16 protein-coding genes and 2 pseudogenes are annotated in these 18,712 nt (G+C 64.5%); 8 read left to right on the plus strand and 10 right to left on the minus strand.

The genetic code is table 11. The features are described 5' to 3' along the window. Positions 1 to 16: 16 nt before the first annotated feature. Genes G6N68_RS01545 through G6N68_RS01555 form a run of 3 tightly spaced genes read left to right on the plus strand, consistent with a single transcriptional unit; the run spans position 17 to position 1,797 of the window. The gene (locus G6N68_RS01545) at positions 17 to 400 is read left to right on the plus strand and encodes a VOC family protein (RefSeq protein WP_163718000.1); all 384 of its coding nucleotides are present in this window, start codon (positions 17 to 19) and stop codon (positions 398 to 400) included. A 10-nt stretch (positions 401 to 410) separates the two neighbouring features. Further along, positions 411 to 926, plus strand: coding sequence for a mycothiol transferase (locus tag G6N68_RS01550; protein ID WP_163706985.1), 516 nt, complete (start codon positions 411 to 413; stop codon positions 924 to 926). Between the two features lie 10 nt (positions 927 to 936). After that, on the plus strand, positions 937 to 1,797 hold the full coding sequence (locus G6N68_RS01555; RefSeq protein ID WP_163706987.1) for a hypothetical protein: 861 nt from the start codon (positions 937 to 939) through the stop codon (positions 1,795 to 1,797). On the opposite strand, the gene G6N68_RS01560 is transcribed toward G6N68_RS01555, so the two are convergent. The 3 genes and pseudogenes from G6N68_RS01560 to G6N68_RS30435 form a co-directional block, all read right to left on the minus strand. Beyond that, entirely contained in the window at positions 1,790 to 2,503 is a 714-nt protein-coding gene (locus tag G6N68_RS01560) for an anti-sigma factor (protein ID WP_163706990.1), read from the minus strand. The two genes, G6N68_RS01555 and G6N68_RS01560, sit on opposite strands and share 8 nt — an antisense overlap. Next, positions 2,500 to 3,063 (minus strand): sigma-70 family RNA polymerase sigma factor, encoded by a 564-nt coding sequence (locus tag G6N68_RS01565; RefSeq protein ID WP_163706993.1) that lies wholly within the window; start codon positions 3,061 to 3,063, stop codon positions 2,500 to 2,502. The genes G6N68_RS01560 and G6N68_RS01565 overlap by 4 nt, the downstream gene beginning before the upstream one ends. Before the next feature lie 152 nt (positions 3,064 to 3,215). After that, positions 3,216 to 3,368 (minus strand): annotated as a pseudogene (locus G6N68_RS30435) (amine oxidase); the annotation flags it as partial. Between the two features lie 286 nt (positions 3,369 to 3,654). Here G6N68_RS30435 and G6N68_RS01575 point away from each other — a divergent pair. Continuing rightward, positions 3,655 to 5,059 (plus strand): annotated as a pseudogene (locus tag G6N68_RS01575) (IS1380 family transposase). 167 nt (positions 5,060 to 5,226) lie between these two features. On the opposite strand, the gene G6N68_RS01580 reads toward G6N68_RS01575, so the two are convergent. Further along, positions 5,227 to 8,124: an MMPL/RND family transporter gene (locus G6N68_RS01580; protein WP_163706996.1), complete on the minus strand. Its 2,898-nt coding sequence runs from the start codon at positions 8,122 to 8,124 to the stop codon at positions 5,227 to 5,229. Next, positions 8,121 to 8,543, minus strand: a complete 423-nt coding sequence (locus G6N68_RS01585) for an MmpS family transport accessory protein (RefSeq protein WP_163718003.1) — start codon at positions 8,541 to 8,543, stop codon at positions 8,121 to 8,123. The genes G6N68_RS01580 and G6N68_RS01585 overlap by 4 nt, the downstream gene beginning before the upstream one ends. A 350-nt stretch (positions 8,544 to 8,893) precedes the next feature. Between G6N68_RS01585 and G6N68_RS01590 the strand changes: the two genes are divergently transcribed. From G6N68_RS01590 to G6N68_RS01605, 4 genes are all read left to right on the plus strand, one after another. Beyond that, positions 8,894 to 9,568 (plus strand): TetR/AcrR family transcriptional regulator, encoded by a 675-nt coding sequence (locus tag G6N68_RS01590; protein WP_163706999.1) that lies wholly within the window; start codon positions 8,894 to 8,896, stop codon positions 9,566 to 9,568. 123 nt (positions 9,569 to 9,691) lie between these two features. After that, positions 9,692 to 10,138 carry an MmpS family transport accessory protein gene (locus tag G6N68_RS01595; RefSeq protein WP_163707002.1) on the plus strand — a complete coding sequence of 149 codons (447 nt, stop codon included), beginning with the start codon at positions 9,692 to 9,694 and terminating at the stop codon, positions 10,136 to 10,138. Then, complete coding sequence (locus G6N68_RS01600) at positions 10,135 to 13,107, plus strand: MMPL/RND family transporter (protein ID WP_163707004.1); 2,973 nt, start codon at positions 10,135 to 10,137, stop codon at positions 13,105 to 13,107. The genes G6N68_RS01595 and G6N68_RS01600 overlap by 4 nt, the downstream gene beginning before the upstream one ends. A gap of 54 nt (positions 13,108 to 13,161) precedes the next feature. Next, positions 13,162 to 13,641 carry a DUF4189 domain-containing protein gene (locus tag G6N68_RS01605; protein ID WP_240355327.1) on the plus strand — a complete coding sequence of 160 codons (480 nt, stop codon included), beginning with the start codon at positions 13,162 to 13,164 and terminating at the stop codon, positions 13,639 to 13,641. 32 nt (positions 13,642 to 13,673) lie between these two features. Here the strand turns inward: G6N68_RS01605 and G6N68_RS01610 are convergent, their stop codons facing one another. The 5 genes from G6N68_RS01610 to G6N68_RS01630 all read right to left on the minus strand — a co-directional run bounded on the left by G6N68_RS01610 (position 13,674) and on the right by G6N68_RS01630 (position 18,679). Beyond that, positions 13,674 to 13,994, minus strand: coding sequence for a hypothetical protein (locus G6N68_RS01610; RefSeq protein WP_069422299.1), 321 nt, complete (start codon positions 13,992 to 13,994; stop codon positions 13,674 to 13,676). Positions 13,995 to 14,147: 153 nt separating this feature from the next. Beyond that, positions 14,148 to 14,606: a DUF5078 domain-containing protein gene (locus G6N68_RS01615; protein ID WP_163707007.1), complete on the minus strand. Its 459-nt coding sequence runs from the start codon at positions 14,604 to 14,606 to the stop codon at positions 14,148 to 14,150. A gap of 68 nt (positions 14,607 to 14,674) precedes the next feature. Continuing rightward, complete coding sequence (locus G6N68_RS01620; RefSeq protein ID WP_163707010.1) at positions 14,675 to 15,595, minus strand: crotonase/enoyl-CoA hydratase family protein; 921 nt, start codon at positions 15,593 to 15,595, stop codon at positions 14,675 to 14,677. 24 nt (positions 15,596 to 15,619) lie between these two features. Then, entirely contained in the window at positions 15,620 to 16,258 is a 639-nt protein-coding gene (locus G6N68_RS01625; RefSeq protein WP_163707012.1) for a DedA family protein, read from the minus strand. A 384-nt stretch (positions 16,259 to 16,642) separates the two neighbouring features. Further along, entirely contained in the window at positions 16,643 to 18,679 is a 2,037-nt protein-coding gene (locus G6N68_RS01630; protein ID WP_205351210.1) for a prolyl oligopeptidase family serine peptidase, read from the minus strand. Positions 18,680 to 18,712: the final 33 nt, after the last annotated feature.

Here is an 18,712-nt window from a genome sequence, read left to right on the forward strand (position 1 = left end):
TGCCAGGATCGTCGACGTGATCGATCACATAGGAATCAACTGCGCCGATTACCCGAAATCGCAGGAGTTCTACGACACGGTGCTGGGTGTCCTGGGCTACTCCAGGCAGCTGGATTTCGGGGTGGCCATCGGGTACGGCCGCGACGGCAAACCGGATTTCTGGATCGCCGATGCCGCCGCCGGCGACGCGCAGGGGCCGAATCGGGAAGTCCACATCGCCTTCCAAGCGGCCGACGAGGCTGCCGTGCGCGCGTTCTACGACGCGGCGGTGGGCCTCGGGGCCGAGTCCCTGCACGCTCCTCGACTCTGGCCGGAATATCACCCCGGCTACTTCGGCGCCTTCGTGCGCGACCCCGACGGCAACAACGTCGAGGCGGTCTGGCACGGCGCCGGTCCGTAGTGTCGGTGGTATGTCAGGTAGCGACGAAGCAGCCCGGGAATTACTTCGCGACGCGTTCACCCGGTTGATCGAGCATGTCGGCGAGCTGACCGAAGGCCTCACCGACGAGATCGCCGAGTACCGCCCGACCGCGAAGGCCAACAGCATCACCTGGTTGATCTGGCACAGCGCGCGGGTGCAGGACCTCCAGGTCGCCGACATCGCCGGTGTCGAGCAGGCGTGGTTCCGTGACGGCTGGGTGGACCGGTTCGGTCTCGATCTGCCGCGCAACGACACGGGCTACGGACACGGACCGGACGAGGTGGCCAAGGTCCGCTTACCCATCGATCACCTGGTCGGCTACTACCACGCGGTGCATCTGCTGACCATCGAGTACGTCGAAGGGGTCACCGCCGACGAGCTCGCCCGCATCGTGGACACCAACTGGGATCCGCCGGTAACCGCCAGCGCTCGGCTGGTCAGCATCATCGACGACTGCGCCCAGCACCTGGGGCAAGCGGCCTATCTGCGGGGGATCGCACAGTAAGTTCTGGTTCGTGCGCTTCGTCGCGACCGTATTCCTCTGGCTGGTAGCCACAGCCGCGCTGGCGGTGGCGATCCCGGCGACGTGGGCCCAGCGCAACATCGTCGACGAGGACGGCTACGCCGCGCTGGCTCGGCAAGCGGCGGATGACCCGGCCCTGCAGTCCGCCATGGCGTCGGAGCTGACCTCCCGGGCCATGGCGCTCATCGCAGAACACGGCGCATCGAGCCGGGTCGACGGTTCCGTCGTACACAACGCGGCCGCGGCCTTCACCGCCGGTCCGTCGTTTCCGCCGCTGTTTGTCGAGGTGAACCGGGCTGCGCACCGCTGGTTGTTCGCCGCGCCGCAACCCACGGGCGACCAGTGGGTGGTCGACGTGGCGCCCATGCTCAAAGACAGCTCGTTGCAACAGATCCTGGACCGCTACCACGTGGCGGCGCCCGACACGCTGAAGGTCCCGCTAACCGTTGAGGGTCCGCACCCAGTGCGGCAGGGACAATTGCACCGGCTCGCGGTGCGGGGCCCTTGGGTGAGTGCCGGCGCGGCCGCCGCCAGCGTCGTCTGCGCTCTGTTGTTGGTGGTGGCCGCCCGGCGCCGCGGAAAGGCGTTGACCAGCCTTGGCGTCTCGGCGCTGCTGGTGGGCGCGGTCGGCTGGGCCGGCATCGAGGTCGGCCGACACTACGTCAACGACGAGCTCAACCAGACCACCGGGGACATCCGCCGGATGGCTGACGTCATGGTCGGACAGGCCGAGGGCTGTTTGCACCACTGGCTCAACGTCACCCTGGTCGCCGGCGCGGCACTGGTGGTGGCGGGCGTCGTCGTAGCCGTGCTGGGCAGCCTGGTCCGGCGGGACCAGCGCTCGGCTACTTGAGTGGCAACTCCACCAGAATCGGGCTGGTGGGCTCCGACGACCCCGTGCCGGGTTCCACGGTGAAGGCCAGCGCCCGGCAGGTTCCGAGGTCGCCAACCGTCGCCGTGGTGGTGGGACGTACCTGTTGGGCGTCCATGGTTCCCGCCGACTTGGGGCCGTTGGCGCCGATCAGCCACATTTGGTAGACGGTTCCGGAGGACGGTGGCGGCACATTGTTCATCACCAGCACACCGGCATTGCGGTCGCGGGAGAACATCACCGTCGCCTGTCCGGCGCCTAACGGGCGAGAGACCGTCTTCATATCCGGAGCGCTCAGCACTTGCTCGGCGACCGTTTGGGTGGTGGTTTGTGGTCGGGACAGCACCCCGAGGCCGAATCCCGCCAGTCCGATGGCGACGGCGGCTGCCAGCGCAAAAAACCTTGTCCGCCAAGGTGATTGATCCTTCGGCCGGGATTGCTGCTCGGGCTCTACGGCTGCCAGGATGGCGCTACGCAGCCCGGCCGGCGGTTCGGCGGTGGTCGTCGCCGAGACGACGGCCATGGTCTCGCGGACGGCGCGGACCTCGTCGCGGAAGGCCGTCGCGACCGCTGCGGGCGCGGCGGCTACCCGCCGCTCGACGTCGGCCCGCTCACCGGTGGACAGGGCATCCAGGGCGTACGGCGTCGCCAGCTCGAGCAGGGTCAGGTCCTTTGGTTGATCGGTCATGGCACGTCCAGGCAGTTGCGCAGTCCACGCAGCGCATCACGCATGCGCGACTTGATAGTAGAGAGATTGGCGGCCAGGCGCTGCGCCACTTCGACGTACGTCAGGCCGCCGTAGTAGGCCATCTCGATGCATTCCCGTTGCGTCTCGGTCAACCCCTCCAGGCACTGGGCAACCCGGCGTCGCTCGTCGCCGGCGATTGCAGAGTCGGCGACGACGTCGACCGCCGGCTCTACGTTGGCCGTGCCGTAGCGGGATTCGCGTTGGCTACCGGCCTGCTCGCTGCGTACCCGGTCGACGGCGCGGCGGTGCGCCATGGTCAGCAGCCACGCCAACGCCGACCCCTTGGCGGACTCGAACTCCGCAGCGTTGCGCCACACCTCGAGATAGATCTCCTGGGTGGTTTCCTCGCTGTAGCCCGCGTCACGCAACACCCTGACCACCATTCCGTACACCCGGGTCTTGGTCTGGTCGTAGAAGGCGGCGAACGCCGCAGTGTCGCGGCGCGCGACCCGGCGCAGCAAGGCATCCAGGTCGCCGCTCGGCTGCAGCGAAACGCTCATTGTTCGGTAGCCTATCCCCAGCTGGCAACATTGTGGGCTCATGGTGCTCATCGTCCTGCCGATGTGACCGGGCGTGGAATGAAATATGGTGTGCGACTTTGATATTCGGCGGACTCCGGTCGGCCCCTCAGGTGCTTCTCGGTCGGCCGGGTTCCGCTGACGTCCATCACCGTGAACAGCGGTACCCGGGCCGGATAGCGCAATGCGCCGCCGCTGGCGCACCGCCGCACCGCGGCCACCAGCGGGGTGACAAAGTAGTCGACAAAGTACCGCGAAAACCGTTGGCGGATAAGGAATTCTTCCAAGTCGCCGAGGTCGACGTAATGCGTGTGGGCGGGTCCGCCGTGGCGATCGTCGGCCTCGTACGAGGTGACGTTGCCGATAGCGACTACCGAACGTTGCAAGTGGGGTGGCTGTTGCACACCAGGTATTCGGAGCGCGCGAAGGTCTGGATGGGTGCAGCCGGCCTAACCCGGATTTTTCGTGAAACGTTGTGAGTTTCGGGGTGTAGATATGCGAAAGTGCCTGTCCTGCAAGGAATAATTGGACTTCTCTAGGGTTCAGTCGTTCCAGCGGGAAGGCACCTCGCAGGTGAAGAATATCGCGGTCGGGTCGCGGGTGAAAGTTTCCGCCGACGGTTATGGTGTCGTGTCGCATGCCGGGATGGCCATGGTGCGTGAGCTCGCGGACCGCAGCGGGTTATCGGCGCAGGTCACCGCCGCGTTGGCAGATACCTACCGGGGCCCGTGGGTGTATGCGCCCGGGAGGTGTTCGCTGATCTGGCTGCCGCGGTCGCCGATGGGGCGGACTGCATCGACGCGGTCGGACAACTGTGCGGCGACCGTGAGCATGTCCTGGGTGCCAAAGCCTCCACGACCACGATGTGGCGGCTAATCGATGAGCGCATCGATGCTTCGCACCTACCGCGGGTGCGTGCCGCCCGGGCTGCGGCCCGCGCAGCGGCCTGGGCCGCCGGCGCCGCCCCCGCACCGGGTGGCTGGTTGCACATCGACATCGACGCCACCCTGGTCCTCGATCATTCCGATAACAAGGAGAAGGCAGGGGCGACCTGGAAAAAGACCTACGGTCACCACCCGCTGCTGGCCTTCGTGGACCGCCCCGAGATCGCCGGCGGGGAAGCGCTGGCGGCCTACTGCGCCCCGGTGGCGCGGGCTCCAACACCGCAGCTGACCACGTCAGTGTCCCTAGCGCAGGCACTGGCGGCCTGCCGGCGCGATGGCGGCCGGACCCCGATCATCGCGACGACCCCGACAAGCCGGCGGTGCTGGTGCGCTGCGACACCGCCGGGGCCACCCACGACTTCGCCGACGCCTGCCGCGCCGCGGGCGTGGGGTTCTCCTTCGGCTACCCCGTGGATTGGCGGGTGCAGGACGCTGTGGACACTCTCAACATCGGGCAGTGCTGGTATCCGACGATCGACACCGACGGTGGTATCCGCGAGGGCGCCTGGGTCGCCGAGGCCACCAACCTGGTCAACCTGTCATCGTGGCCGGCGGGGACCCGGCTGATCCTGCGCAAGGAAAGGCCCCATCCGGGTGCGCAGTTGCGGTTCACCGACGCCGACGGGATGCGGGTCACCGCGTTCATCACCGACACACCGCCCGGTGTGGTCGCCGGCCAGGTGGCAGGTCTGGAACTACGCCACCGCCAACACGCCCGCGTCGAAGACCGCATCCGCGAACTCAAAGCCACCGGCCTGCGCAACCTGCCGTGTCAGGCATTCGACGCCAACGCCGCCTGGCTGGAAATCGTCTTGGCCGCAGCCGATCTGGTCACCTGGTGCCAGCTCATCGGATTCACCGGCCACCCCGGCCTGACCCGTGCCGAGATCGCTACCTTCCGCTACCGAGTCCTGCACGTCGCAGCCCGCATCACCCGCGGCGCCCGCCGAACCCGACTACGCATCGACGCCACCTGGCGATGGGCCGCAGCCATCGCCACCGCATGGCAACACATCCGCACCGCCTTCGGTTGACCGACAACCCAGCTGACCAACCGAGCACGAAAGACCACCGGCCCTGGGAAAGCCCGCCAACCCGGCGACACGGGACAACCCCAACACGCCCTAAACCACACAAACCCCAGACACCACGCACCCCATCGCCAAGTCCGACCGAAATCACCCTCGACGAAAAATCGAGGCTAACGGTCTTGGCTGAACGCCAGCGTCCGATCCGCCGACTGGTCCTGCCTGGGCAGCACGGGGTTGCGGGCCGGTCGGCTTCGTACCCGCATCGGCCACCAGAACCAACGGCCCAGCAGGGCGGCGATCGCGGGCGTCATGAACGCACGCACGATCAACGTGTCGAACAGCAGACCCAGGCCGATGGTGGTGCCCACCTGGCCGATCACCCGCAGGTCGCTGACGATCATCGATGCCATGGTGAACGCGAACACCAGGCCGGCGTTGGTCACGACTTTTCCGGTCCCGCCCATGGCGCGAATGATGCCCGTGTTGAGCCCCGCGTGAATTTCTTCCTTGAACCGCGAAACCAACAACAGGTTGTAGTCAGAACCGACCGCCAAGAGGACGATCACCGACATCGCCAACACCATGTAGTGCAAGGGAATCGCCAGGATGTGCTGCCACAGCAGTACGGACAGCCCGAACGACGCGCCCAGCGACAGCGCGACCGTGCCCACGATCACCGCCGCCGCGACGAAGGCGCGGGTGAGGATCAGCATGATGATGAAAATCAGGCAGAGCGAAGAGATTCCAGCGATCAACAAATCCCAGTTGGCGCCGTCGGAAATGTCTTTGAATACGGCCGCCGTGCCGCCCACGTAGATCTCGGCCGCCTCCAGCGGCGTGCCCTTGAGCGACTCCTCGGCCGCCGTGCGGATCGCGTCGATACTCGCGATGCCCTCGGCCGATTGGGGGTCCCCCCGATGCAGGATGATGAAGCGCGCCGCGGTTCCGTCGGGGGACAGGAAAGAGTTCATAGCGCGCTGAAAGTCCTTGTTCTTGAACACTTCCGGCGGCAGGTAGAACGAGTCGTCGTTCTTGGCGGCGTCGAACGCCTTGCCCATGGCGTTCGCGTTCTCGCTCATCTCGTCCATTTGGTCGTAGATGCCGGACATGGTGCTGTGCATCGTCAGCATCATGGTCTGCATGTTTTCCATCGAGTCGATCATCGGCGGGAACGTCGCGAGCATCTCCGGCATCAGCCGGTCCAGGTTCTTGATGTCGCCGACCAGGGTGTTCAGCTTCTCGTCGACCTGATCCAGGCCATCCAGCGCATCAAAGATCGATCTGATCGACCAGCAGATCGGTATGTCGAAACAGTGCCTCTCCCAATAGAAATAGGCGCGAATCGGGCGCCATTGGTCGTCGAAATTGGCGATGTTGTCGCGCAGTTCGTTGGTGATCGCCTGCATCTCTTCGGTGTCGACGGTCATGCGGTGGGTGTTGTCGGCGAGTTGAGTCATCAAGCCGTACATCCGCTTCATGAGGATGATCGTCTTGCCCATCTCGTCTGCCTGCTTGAGCATGTCGTTCATCCGGTCGCGCTGGTACTTCATCGTCTGCACCTGGCCGGCGTTTTGCATGCTGATCTGGAACGGTATGGACGTGTGGTCCATGGCCATGCCGTCGGGCCGGGTGATCGCCTGCACCCGGGAGATGCCGGGCACCCGGAAGATGCCCTTGGCCAGCCTGTCCAAGATCAGGAAGTCGGCCGGGTTTCGCATGTCGTGGTCGGACTTGATCATCAAGATCTCGGGCTTCATCCGAGCCTGGGAGAAGTGCCGATCCGCGGCCGCAAACCCTTCGTTGGCGGGGATGCCGGTGGGCAGGTATTCGCGGTCGTTGTAGTTGACCTGGTATCCGGGCAGGGCGAGCAGGCCGACGAGCGCTACGGCGAGGGTGCACGCCAGCACCGGCACCGGCCAGCGAACCACCACCGTGCCGACGCGTCGCCAGCCCCGGACCTTGAGCAGGCGCTTGGGATCGAAAAGCCCGAACCGGCTGCCGACCACCAGAACCGCCGGCCCCAGCGTCAGTGCAACCAGCACCGCGACGGTCATGCCCAGCGCACACGGGATACCCAAGGTCTCGAAGTAGGGCATCCGGGCGAACTTGAGACAGAACGTCGCGCCGGCGATGGTCAACCCGGAGCCCAGGATGACGTGCGCGGTTCCCCGGTACATGGTGTAGAAGGCCGATTCGCGATCTTCGCCGGCCTGCCGGGCCTCCTGGTAGCGCCCGAAGATGAATATCCCGTAGTCGGTTCCGGCCGCGATCGCCAGCGAGGTGAGCAGGCTGACCGCAAAAGTGGAGAGCCCGAAAACCCCGAGATGACCCAACAGCGCGACGACCCCGCGCGCCGCGGTCAATTCGAAGCCGACGGTGAGCAGCAGCACGACAACGGTGATGACCGACCGGTAGACCGCCATCAACATCAGGAAGATCACGACGACCGTCGTTGCGGTGATCTTGATCATCGACTTGTCGCCGCTGTTGTGCATGTCTGAACTGAGCGCGGCCAGTCCGGTGACGTAAGTCTTGAGACCGGGCGGCGCCTGCGTCTCGGCGACGATCTTGCGGACCGCTTCGACGGATTCGTTGGCCAGCGGCTCGCCTTGGTTACCGGCAAGATTCAACTGGACGTAGACGGCTTTGCCGTCGTTGCTTTGGGCACCTGCGGCGGTGAGTGGGTCCCCCCAGAAATCCTGGACGCTCTGTACGTGCTTGGTGTCGGCCCGCAGCTTGCGAACCAGAGTGTCGTAATACTTGTGCGCCGCGTCGCCCAGCGGTTCCTTGCTCTCCAAAATGAGCATCGCCGTGCTGTCGGTGTTTCCTTCCCGGAACTCCTCACCGATGGTCTTTATCGCCTCGAAGGACGGCGCATCGGAGGGGCTCAGCGAGACGGAACGTTCCTGTCCGACGACCTCGAGGGATGGCACGAAAACACTCAGTGCAACGCAGACCGCGAGCCAACCCAGAATGATCGGCACCGCAAGCGCGTGGATGATCCTCGCGATGAGGGGTCTTTCGGTGTGGGTGCGCGTGTCGGGGTCGTTCGCGTAATGGACGGTCACGCGGATTTCACCAGACAGTACGTATAAGCGTTGGTCTGGTTGGAAATTCGCTCGGCCTTGACGACCCCATCCACGATGATCCGGCAGCCGATGCTGTTGCTATTGCCTTGCGCGACAATGTTTCCCATCACAGCCGCCAAGTTCGTCGTCACGTGCAGCGACCAAGGCAGCACGGCATCCTCGATTTGGACCGGGTCGGAGTTCACATCGAAGTAGCTGATGTCGGCCACCGTGCCGGGCGGGCCGAAGACTTCGTAGGTCAGCTCTTTGGGATTGAAGGGCTTCGCGCCTTCAAGGTTGCTGTCGGCGTACGACGGGCGCTGCTCCGAACCGAAGAAGCCACGGACCCGGTTCACAGTGAACCCCCCGACGATTACTACCGCCAGGATCACCAGTGGGATCCACGTCCGCGACAGCACCTTGAATAACACAAGCTCCCTACCGGTTCGCGTTGCTAGGCCCTTTTAGGGGCGGACGATACCCGCCCTTCAGTTGCCCTCATGGGCCATGTCCATCTTCAGATCGCCGGGCTGCGCTGAACCGTTACCCGAGGGTCGCCCTGGGTCGCGTAAAGCCGTCTACGCCGTCCTAGCACAGCCAAGGCTTGCCTAAGTAAATCATGGCGATAGGCGGGGTCGGCACTCCTTTCGCCGCACTGACTATGTAACGCATATCACGTGCGTAACGGCACGCTACTCGACCCGTCAACCCCCTGCAAATCACGTCATGTGCGTTATACAAATCACACGATGTGCGTTAATCTCCCCGGGTGGCGCAACTCACCTTCCGGCGGGCTCGTACGGAGGAGAACAAGCGCCAGCGGGCCGCGGCGCTGATGGAAGCGGCGCGGTCGCTGGCCCTAGAGACCGGCGTGGCGTCGGTGACGTTGACCGCGGTCGCGAGTCGCGCCGGGATTCACTATTCGGCGGTGCGCCGGTACTTCACATCGCACAAAGAGGTCCTGCTTCACCTCGCGGCCGAAGGCTGGGTTCGGTGGTCGAAGACCGTGTGCGAGAGCTTGAGCGAACCCGGCCCGATGTCGCAACGACGGGTGGCCGCGGCGCTGGCCGATGGGCTGGCCGCCGATCCGCTGTTCTGCGATCTGCTGGCGAATCTTCATCTGCACCTCGAGCACGAGGTGGATGTCGACCGGGTTCTGGAGGTCAAGCGCACCAGTACCGCCGCGGTGATCGCCCTGGCGGACGCGATCGAGAACGCTCTGCCCGAGTTGGGGCGGTCGGGGGCGTTCGACATCCTGCTGGCCGCCTTTTCGCTGGCGGCGACGCTGTGGCAGATCGCCAACCCTCCGGAGCGGCTGAACGATGCCTACGCCGAGGAACCCGAAGTCGTGCCGCCGGGTTGGAACCGGGACTTCGCTTCATCTTTGACCCGTTTGCTCACCGCTACCTGCAGCGGCCTGGTGATGGATCGCCATGAGCAATAACGAGGTTGTGGTGCGTGGGGCTGGTGCGCTTAAGATACTTAGCGCAGCAAAGCATTGGGCGGGATTCGTCATTTCGGACTCGAACTGGTGGTCTCGCGTACCTACGGGCGGGAGGTGATTGGGATGCCGAAAATTCCCGTTGCCAGCGCCTTTAAGAGACTGTGGATCGCGGTCGTCGTGGTGATGGTGATCGCCGTCGCGGGGTTCTGCGTGCTTCGGTTACGAAGCTACTTCGGCGAGCACGACGACCGCCCGATCACCAGCGGCGCCGCCGACGAGATCAAGCCGTTCAATCCCAAGAAAGTCGTTTACGAGGTGTACGGCCCGCCGGGCAGCATCGCGAACATCAATTACCTCGACATCAACGCGCAACCGCAGAAGGTCAGCAACGTGCCGTTGCCCTGGACGCTGTCCGTTGTCACGACGTTGCCCTCGGTGAGCGTCAACGTGATCGCCCAGGTGGATGCCGACCAGGTCGGTTGCCGAATCATCGTGAACGACGAAGTCAAAGCTGAAAGGTCGGTCAGCGGAGTGAACGCACAAACGTTCTGCATTGTGAAGTCCGCATGACTACCACCCAGGCCGGTCCTCCTCCGGCGCCGAACCCACCAGCAGACCTCCCCACGAGTCCGCGGTTCGCCCACGCGGTGTACAAGTTCGCCGGGCTGATTCTCGTCGGCTGGGTTGTCCTCGTCGTCGTCCTCAGTGTCTTCGTCCCCTCTCTGGACATCGTCGGCAAGCAACACACGGTGTCGATGAGCCCCAAAGAAGCGGCGTCGATGCAGGCGATGATGCGCGTCGGCAAGGTGTTCAACGAATTCGAGTCCGACAGCGCGGTGATGATCGTGCTCGAGGGGGACACGCCGCTCGGTGACGACGCCCACAACTACTACGACGCGCTGGTCAAGAAGCTGGAGGCCGACCGCGCGCACGTCGAGCACGTCCAGGACTTCTGGGGCGATCCGCTGACCGCGGCGGGCTCGCAAAGCAATGACGGCAAAGCCGCCTACGTGCAGGTCTACCTGGTCGGCAACCAGGGCGAGACCAAGGCCAACGAATCCGTCAAAGCGGTCCGTGAGCTCGTGGACGAAACTCACCCGCCTGCGGGGCTGCACGTCTACGTGACGGGTGCCGCCGCGCTCAACGCCGACCAGTCCTCGGCCGGCGAGAAGGGCGTCGCCAAGGTCACGATGATCACCTTCGTAGTGATCATCGTGATGCTGCTGTGGGTCTACCGGTCCATCGTCACGGTGTTCATCACGCTGATCTTGGTGATCCTCGAGCTGCTCGCGGCTCGCCAGGTCGTATCCCTGCTGGCCTACAACAACATCATCGGTCTGTCGACGTTCGCGGTAAATCTGCTGGTGTTGATGGCAATTGCGGCGGGGACCGACTACGCGATCTTCGTCCTCGGCCGCTATCAGGAGGCGCGCTCGGCGGGGGAGGACCGGGAGCAGGCCTTCTACACGATGTTCCACGGGACCGCGCATGTGGTGCTGGGCTCTGGCCTGACGATTGCCGGCGCAATGTACTGCCTTAGCTTCACCCGGTTGCCGTACTTCCAGTCCCTGGGCGTGCCCTGCGCGGTCGGGATGCTGGTCGCTGTCGCCGCCGCGCTCACCCTCGGTCCGGCGATATTGGCGGTGGGCAGCCGCAGTCGCTTCCACCTGTTCGACCCCAAGCGCGCGATGCGTACCCGGGGTTGGCGACGAATCGGCACGGCCATCGTGCGCTGGCCCGGCCCGATTCTGGCGGTCGCGGTAGGGATTGCGCTGGTCGGACTGCTGGCGCTGCCCGGCTACAAGACGAAGTACGACAGCCGTCCGTACCTGCCCGGATATACCAAGGCGAATGTGGGATACGACGCGGCCGAGCGGCACTTCTCCACGGCCCGGATGAATCCGGAATTGCTGTTGGTCGAAACAGACCACGACATGCGCAATCCCGCGGACATGTTGGTGATCGACCGCATCGCCAAGGGCGTTTTTCACCTGCCCGGAATCGCGCGTGTTCAGGCCATTACCAGACCGCTGGGCAGGCCGATCGAACATACGTCGATTCCATTTCAGATCAGCATGCAGAACACCACCCAGGTGGAGAATCAGCAGTACATGCATAAACGCATGGACGACATGCTTCGTCAGGCCGATGCGATGCAGCAGTCGATCGACACCATGCAGCGGATGTACAACATCACTTCGCAAATGGCGGCCGTCACCCACACCATGGACGGCCTGACCAATGAGATGAACGACATCACCGCGAAGTTGCGGGACGAAATCGCCAACTTCGACGACTTCTTCCGGCCGATTCGCGCGTATTTCTACTGGGACAAGCACTGCTACGACATCCCGGTCTGCTACACGTTGCGCTCGCTCTTCGACGCCCTCGACGGCATTGACCAGCTCAGCGAGAAGATCGATCAGTTAGCTGGTCAAATCGACAAGCTCGACATGCTGCTGCCGCAGATGCTGGCGCAGATGCCGCCCATGATCGACACCATGAAGACGATGAAGCAGATGATGCTGACAATGCACAGCTCGATGTCGTCTCTGTATGACCAGATGGACGAAATGAGCCAGAATGCAACGGCGATGGGGCAGGCATTCGACGCGTCCAGGAACGACGATTCGTTCTATATCCCGCCGGAGGTCTTCGATAACCCCGACTTCAAGCGGGGATTGAAAATGTTCCTGTCACCCGACGGGCACGCGGTCCGGTTCATCATTTCTCACGAGGGTGATCCCGCGACTCCCGAAGGTATTTCGCACGTCGATCCCATCAAGAATGCGGCGAAGGAAGCCATCAAGGGGACCCCGTTAGAGGGTGCGAAAATATATCTCGGCGGCACCGCAGCGGTCTACAAAGACATGCGCGACGGATCGAAGTATGACCTGATGATCGCCGGCATATCCGCGGCCAGCCTGATTTTGATCATCATGCTGATCATCACCCGCAGTCTGGTTGCGGCGATCACCATTGTGGGCACCGTGCTGCTGTCCTTGGGTGCGTCGTTCGGGCTCTCCGTGCTGGTGTGGCAGGACATCATCGGCTTTGAACTGCACTGGATGGTGCTGGCGATGTCGGTCATCCTGCTGTTGGCGGTGGGATCCGACTACAACCTGCTACTGGTTTCGCGTTTCAAAGAGGAAATCCACGCCGGCCTCAAGACCGGAATTATTCGCTCGATGGCGGGCACGGGCGCGGTGGTGACGTCTGCGGGTCTGGTATTCGCCGCCACCATGGCCTCGTTCATATTCAGTGACCTCAAGGTCATGGGGCAGGTCGGCACCACCATCGCGCTGGGTCTGTTGTTCGACACGCTGATCGTGCGGTCGTTCATGATGCCGTCGGTGGCGGCGCTGATGGGGCGCTGGTTCTGGTGGCCGACCCTGGTGCGCACGCGACCGGCCAGTCAGATGCTCCGGCCATACGGGCCGCGGCCCGCGGTTCGGGCGCTACTGGAGCCGCCGACGACGGAGCAGTCGTCCGATACCGCGGACACCGATCGGTTCCGGGTGGCCCAGCCGCACTACTGAAGCTAGGGACCTTTTCCGCTACCCGGGCCGGCATCGAATTCCTAACCTTCTTCTATGGCGCCCCTACGGAGGTGGTTTCGGTCCGCTACCGGGGGCTGGGACCTGATCACCAAGGTCCGGCACCGAACCATTTTTGTGGCCGCCGGTCTAGCGGTTGCTCTCGGCTTGGGCCTGCTGCTGCTTCCGGCCGGGGACGCCCATGTCCATGGCGGGCCAGTGCCGGCTGCGGTCCAGACGCACGCTGCCGGTATGCCCCTGCCTCCGCTCATTTCTTATGGAGCCATCGCGTATGCCCCAACCGGCCAGTCGGGGAAAGCGTGGCGACAGCCAAGCCCGGCCCGGGCCGCACAGCTGGCATTGCGGCAGTGCGGCGTCAAGGAATGCGCCGTGCTCAGCAGGTTCACCTACTGCGGCGCGGTCGCCCACGACGGCGCGAGGTACCAAGGCGGAGCGGGCATGACTCGTAGCGCTGCCGAAGCGGATGCCATTCACCAGCTCGCCGGCGGCTGGATTGTCAATTGGGTGTGCAATTGAACCGCATCAGTAACGGTCCTTGGTGACGTTGCTTAGAGGGCGACGACGTCCCGCATGATGTCACTGAGCTCGGCAACCGGCGCCCCGCAGGTCAAGCAGGACGTCTCGGCATGGCGCCGCATCCGGCTGACGTGGCAGAGGACCTCGGCCTCGGCGCGCCATAGGCACGCAATGCACAGGATTTCGATAACGTTGCCAAACGGGTCGAGCTGCGGGTGGTTGCACCGGTCGACGGCGTGCAGGCTGACGATGTACGTCGCTTGATTGGTGCAGCCGGATTCTGATTGGCACGTGACCCCGTGCCAATCGAGGGCGACCAGCGTGTCTGGTATCCCGCCTGTCGTTTGGCTCATGCGACAACCTCCGGCTCCCGGACCACAGTCGCACCCCACGCGTGCATATCCACTGGGTACACGGTTGGCCGGGGCTTCATTATTGTTACCTTTTGCCTGCCCTGGCAAGACCCAGCGGCGCGTCGCCGTTAACCTGACAGCGAAATTGTCTGGTTAGACCCAGTCCCAGACCGACATGTCGCCGGGCGGGTAGCCGTTGCAGACGTCAGTGGCCTTGGCCACCACGCCCTTGTTGTGGAAGAAAATCTTCGCCCAGTTACCCCAACGCGTCGCCACCTGCTCGTAGTACACGTTGGTCGCGGTGTCCTCGGAGTACTGCCTGCGGTCGGCGGGCGACAGCGAGAAGAACCAGTGGATGCGGTCGACCGCTGCCTGCTGGACGTCGGCCGGCCGGTTGGACTTGTCGATCATGTAGCGCTGGTAGTAGACCGGGCTGGTGTCCCGGGCGGCGGCCAGGTACTGCTCGGCGTCGCAGGTGGTGGCGATCATCCGCCGCGGGATGGGGAAATCTTCAGTGGAATCGGCGCCGGCGGTGGCGGGGAAAACCGCTGCGCCGATACCGAGAACAAGAGCAAAAACGCCTGTACGCAGGCCGGTACTAAACCGAGACATATTCGTTACCGTAGCATTTTCTGGGCCCTGGTGGGCCGGCGAGTCGATGAGGTTAATAGACCATCTCACTATACGCCGCCATCAGGGGTAATGACATTTTTCGGGTTGGGCCGCAGCTCTGGCGGAGCCTGGCTGTAGTCGCCGAAGGGCCCATCGCGGCGTTCGACGGCGGCCCGCACGCCCTCGGTCTCGGCGGTGCGGATGAAATCAAGCGCGTCAGGGGTGTTACGCATCAGGCCGTCGAGGATGACGCCGAGCGTTTGGGTCGATGCCAGGCCCATGTTCTCGTAGGCCTGGTTGACGATCAGCTTCTGCGCCCGCAACTGCGACAACGGGATCTGGGCGAGTTCGGCCGCGATCTCGGCGACCCGAGCCTCGAGGCGTTCGAACGGCACCGCCTCGTTGATCAGTTCGACCGCGGCGGCCTGGACGCCGTTCAGCGATCGCCCGGTCAACGAATGCCACTTGACCTTGGCCAGGCTCAGCCGGTAAAGCCACATCCCGGTCAGGTACGCCCCCCACATGCGGCTGTACGGGGTGCCGATCACGGCGTCCTCGCTGGCGATCACGATGTCGGCGCACAGCGCGTAGTCGCTGGCCCCGCCGACACACCAGCCGTGCACCTGCGCGATCACCGGTTTGGAGGCTCGCCAGATGGACATGAACTTCTGGGTGGGCGCGAGATGACGGGCGGTGGCCATGGCGAAGTCTTTGCCGGGATCCCACTTGCCGTCGGTCATCATGTCCTCGCCCCAATGCTGGAAGCCACCCCCGAAGTCGTAGCCGGCCGAGAACGCCCGCCCGGCGCCGCGCAGCACGATCACTTTGATGTCCTCGTCCCGCTCGGCCAGGCCGATGGCTGCCTCGATCTCGTCGGGCATGGGCGGCACGATGGTGTTCAGTTGCTCCGGTCGGTTGAAGGTGATGGTGGCGACGGGTCCGGCCGTGGTGTACAGCAGCGTCTGGAAGTCTGGCGCGGGTGTGGTCATAAAGCCGAAGCTAGCGGCGGCAGCTCAGCACTCGGCGGCGGCGCGCTGCGCCGAGCGGCGTTTGAGCACCCAGCGAACGATCAAGGCGATCAGTGCGACGGCGAGTGCCGCCAGCAGGAACTTCTGATAGCGCACCAACCCGCGGTAGAGCGCCTCGACGTGGCTGCCCGCGAGATATCCGGCGAAGACCCAGACGGCGACCCAGACGATCGATCCCGCGGCGTTGTAGGCCAGGTACCGTTGCCACCCCATCCGCGCCAGGCCGGCGGCGATCCCGCTGGCTTGACGCAGGCCGTCGACGAAGCGCCCGATGACCACGACCATCGGCCCGCGCCTATCGAAGAATCGTTCGGTGGCCGCCAGTCGCTTCTCGGTGAGGAATACATACCGCCCGAAGCGTTGCACCAATTCCCGGCCGCCGTACCGCCCGACGGCGTAGCCGGCGTTGTCGCCGCCGACGGCCGCCAGCAGTCCGAGCAACAGCACCACGACGATGTTGAATTGGCCCAGCCCGGCGTAAACCCCCGCCGCGATCAGGATGAGCTGGCCGGGCAGGGGAATCCCCAGCCCCTCCAACCCAACCAGCACCACTATCGCGGCGTAGCCGTACCGGTCGAGGACCGGTGACAGCGACTGGAAGACTCCCGGCAGTTGCGCGGACATGAGAAGCAGGGTGCCCACTTGCCGTCATTGCTAGACGTTGGCGCGTAAGTCGACTCGTTCGCCGAGTGTGTGGGTTAATTCCCCGCGGTCGCGGTGGGAGGGCCAGAGGCCTGACGTTCGGCGGGGTGGGTGTGGGCGCTGGTTGTGGGGTGTTCGTCGAGTGTGTGGGTGAAGTCCCCGCGGTCGCGGTGGGAGGGCCAGAGGCCTCACGTTCGGCGAGGAAGGTGTGGGCGCTGGCTGTGGGGTGTACGTCGAGTGTGCGGGTGAAGTCCCCGCGGTCGCGGGGGGAGGGCCATAGGCCTTACGTTCGGCGAGCAAGCCGGCGAGAGCAAGGCGAGCAAGCCGGCGAGCAAGGCGAGCAAGCCGGCGCTTGCCGTCAAACCGCTAACTCCCCAGGGTCCGCCACAGGAACGAGTAGGTCAGCGCCATCTTGAACGCCGCCTGCTCGTTGTCGGCCGCGCCCCCGTGTCCGCCCTCGATGTTCTCGTAGTACCAGACCGGGTGGCCGGCGGCCTCCAGCGCGGCCGTCATCTTGCGGGCATGCCCGGGATGCACCCGGTCGTCGCGGGTGGAGGTGGTCATAAGCACCGGCGGATACTTCCGATCTGACGAGATGTTCTGGTACGGCGAGTATTCGGAGATGAACGCCCAGTCGTCCGGATTGTCCGGGTCGCCGTACTCGGCGACCCACGAGGCGCCGGCCAGCAGCAGGTGGTAGCGCTTCATGTCCAGCAGCGGCACGCTGCAGACCAGCGCGCCGAAATTCTCCGGATACTTGGTCAACATGATGCCCATCAGCAGCCCGCCGTTGCTGCCGCCTTGCGCGCCAAGCTGTTCGACGGTGGTGATGCCGCGGCGTACCAGATCCTCGGCCACCGCGACGAAGTCTTCGGCCACCTTGTGCCGGCCTTCCCGCATCGCCTGGGTGTGCCAACTGGGTCCGTATTCGCCACCGCCGCGGATGTTGGCCAGCACGTAGGTGCCGCCGCGGGCCAACCACAGCCGTCCCAGCACGCCGCCGTAACTCGGGGTATTGGACGTTTCGAAACCGCCGTATCCGTAGAGCAGCGTCGGACCCGGCCCGTCGGATGCGCTCGGCCGCACCACGAAATACGGAATCGAGGTGCCATCCGCTGACTTCACGAAATGCTGTGACACGGTGATGTTTTCGGCGTCGAAAAAGGCCGGAGCGGACTTGATCGGCTCGAGTTCGCTGCCCCCAGCGCCGCGCAGCAGGCGAGACGGTGTGTCGAATCCGCTGGAATCGAGGAAGAATTCGTCCCCGAGGTCGTCGGCCGCGACGATGACGGTGTTGGTTGAGGCCGGGATTCCGGCAACCGGTTCGCGCTGCCAGCTGCCCGGCGTGACGATCTCGACCTGGCTTGCCACATCGGCCAGTGAGACCAGCAGCAACCGGTCTCGCGTCCAGGCGTAGTGGTACAGGCAGGTGTGCTCGTCGGGTTCGAAGACAACCTGTAAGTCCCTTGTGCCGCTGAGGAATTCGTCGTAATTTGCGGCGAGCAGGGTGCCGGCCCGGTACGTGGTCGAGTTGACCGTCCAGTCGGTGCGCAGTTCGATCAACAACCATTCGCGGTGGGTGGAGACGCTGCTGGCGTCGGTCGGAACGTCGATCGGAATCAGTTCGGAACCCTGCAGCTCGTACCGAATCCGGTTCCAGAAGTCGACGGAACGTCCGACGAAGGTGCGTTCGAAACCTGGTGTCCGGTCCCGGTAACCCGACACGCTGACGTCGGTGCGCTCGCCCTCGTACAGCGTCTCGGCGTCGGCCAGTGGTGTGCCGCGGCGCCACCGCTTGACGATCCGCGGATAACCGGAGTCAGTCATGGAGTCGGGGCCGAAATCGGTGCCCACCAGGACCGTGTCGAGGTCCTCCCAGGAGATCTGCGTCTTGGCCTCTGGCAGCTCAAACCCGTCCGACACGAATTCGCCCGTCAGCATGTTGAATTCACGCACGACCACGGCATCCGAACCGCCCCGGGAGAGACTGACCAGGGCGCGGGTGAGTTCGGGTTCGATGACGTCGGCCCCCGCCCACACCCACTTCGTGTTGTCCGTTCGGCCCAACTCATCAACATCGATGAGGACTTCCCACTCGGGTGTTTCGGTGCGGTAGCTCTCCATCGTGGTGCGTCGCCAGAGTCCGCGTGGGTTATCGGCGTCGCGCCAGAAGTTGTAGAGAAACTCGCCGCGGCGGCGCACGTACGGGATCCGGGCGTCCGTGTCGAGCACTTCGAGCGCCTGGGTGCGCATCTCTTCGAAGGTCGCGTCGCAGAATTCTGCCTGGGTCGCCTCGTTGCGTGCGCGCACCCAATCCAGGGCCTCCTCCCCGTCGACGTCTTCAAGCCACAGGTAAGGGTCGTGAGTCGCCGAAATCGCCTCGGGTTTTGCCTCGGGTGTCATGGAAGCCATTCTGGCCCCGGCGGTAATGTGAGT

The sequence above is a fragment of the Mycobacterium bourgelatii genome, assembly GCF_010723575.1.
GTDB classification, from domain to species: domain Bacteria; phylum Actinomycetota; class Actinomycetes; order Mycobacteriales; family Mycobacteriaceae; genus Mycobacterium; species Mycobacterium bourgelatii.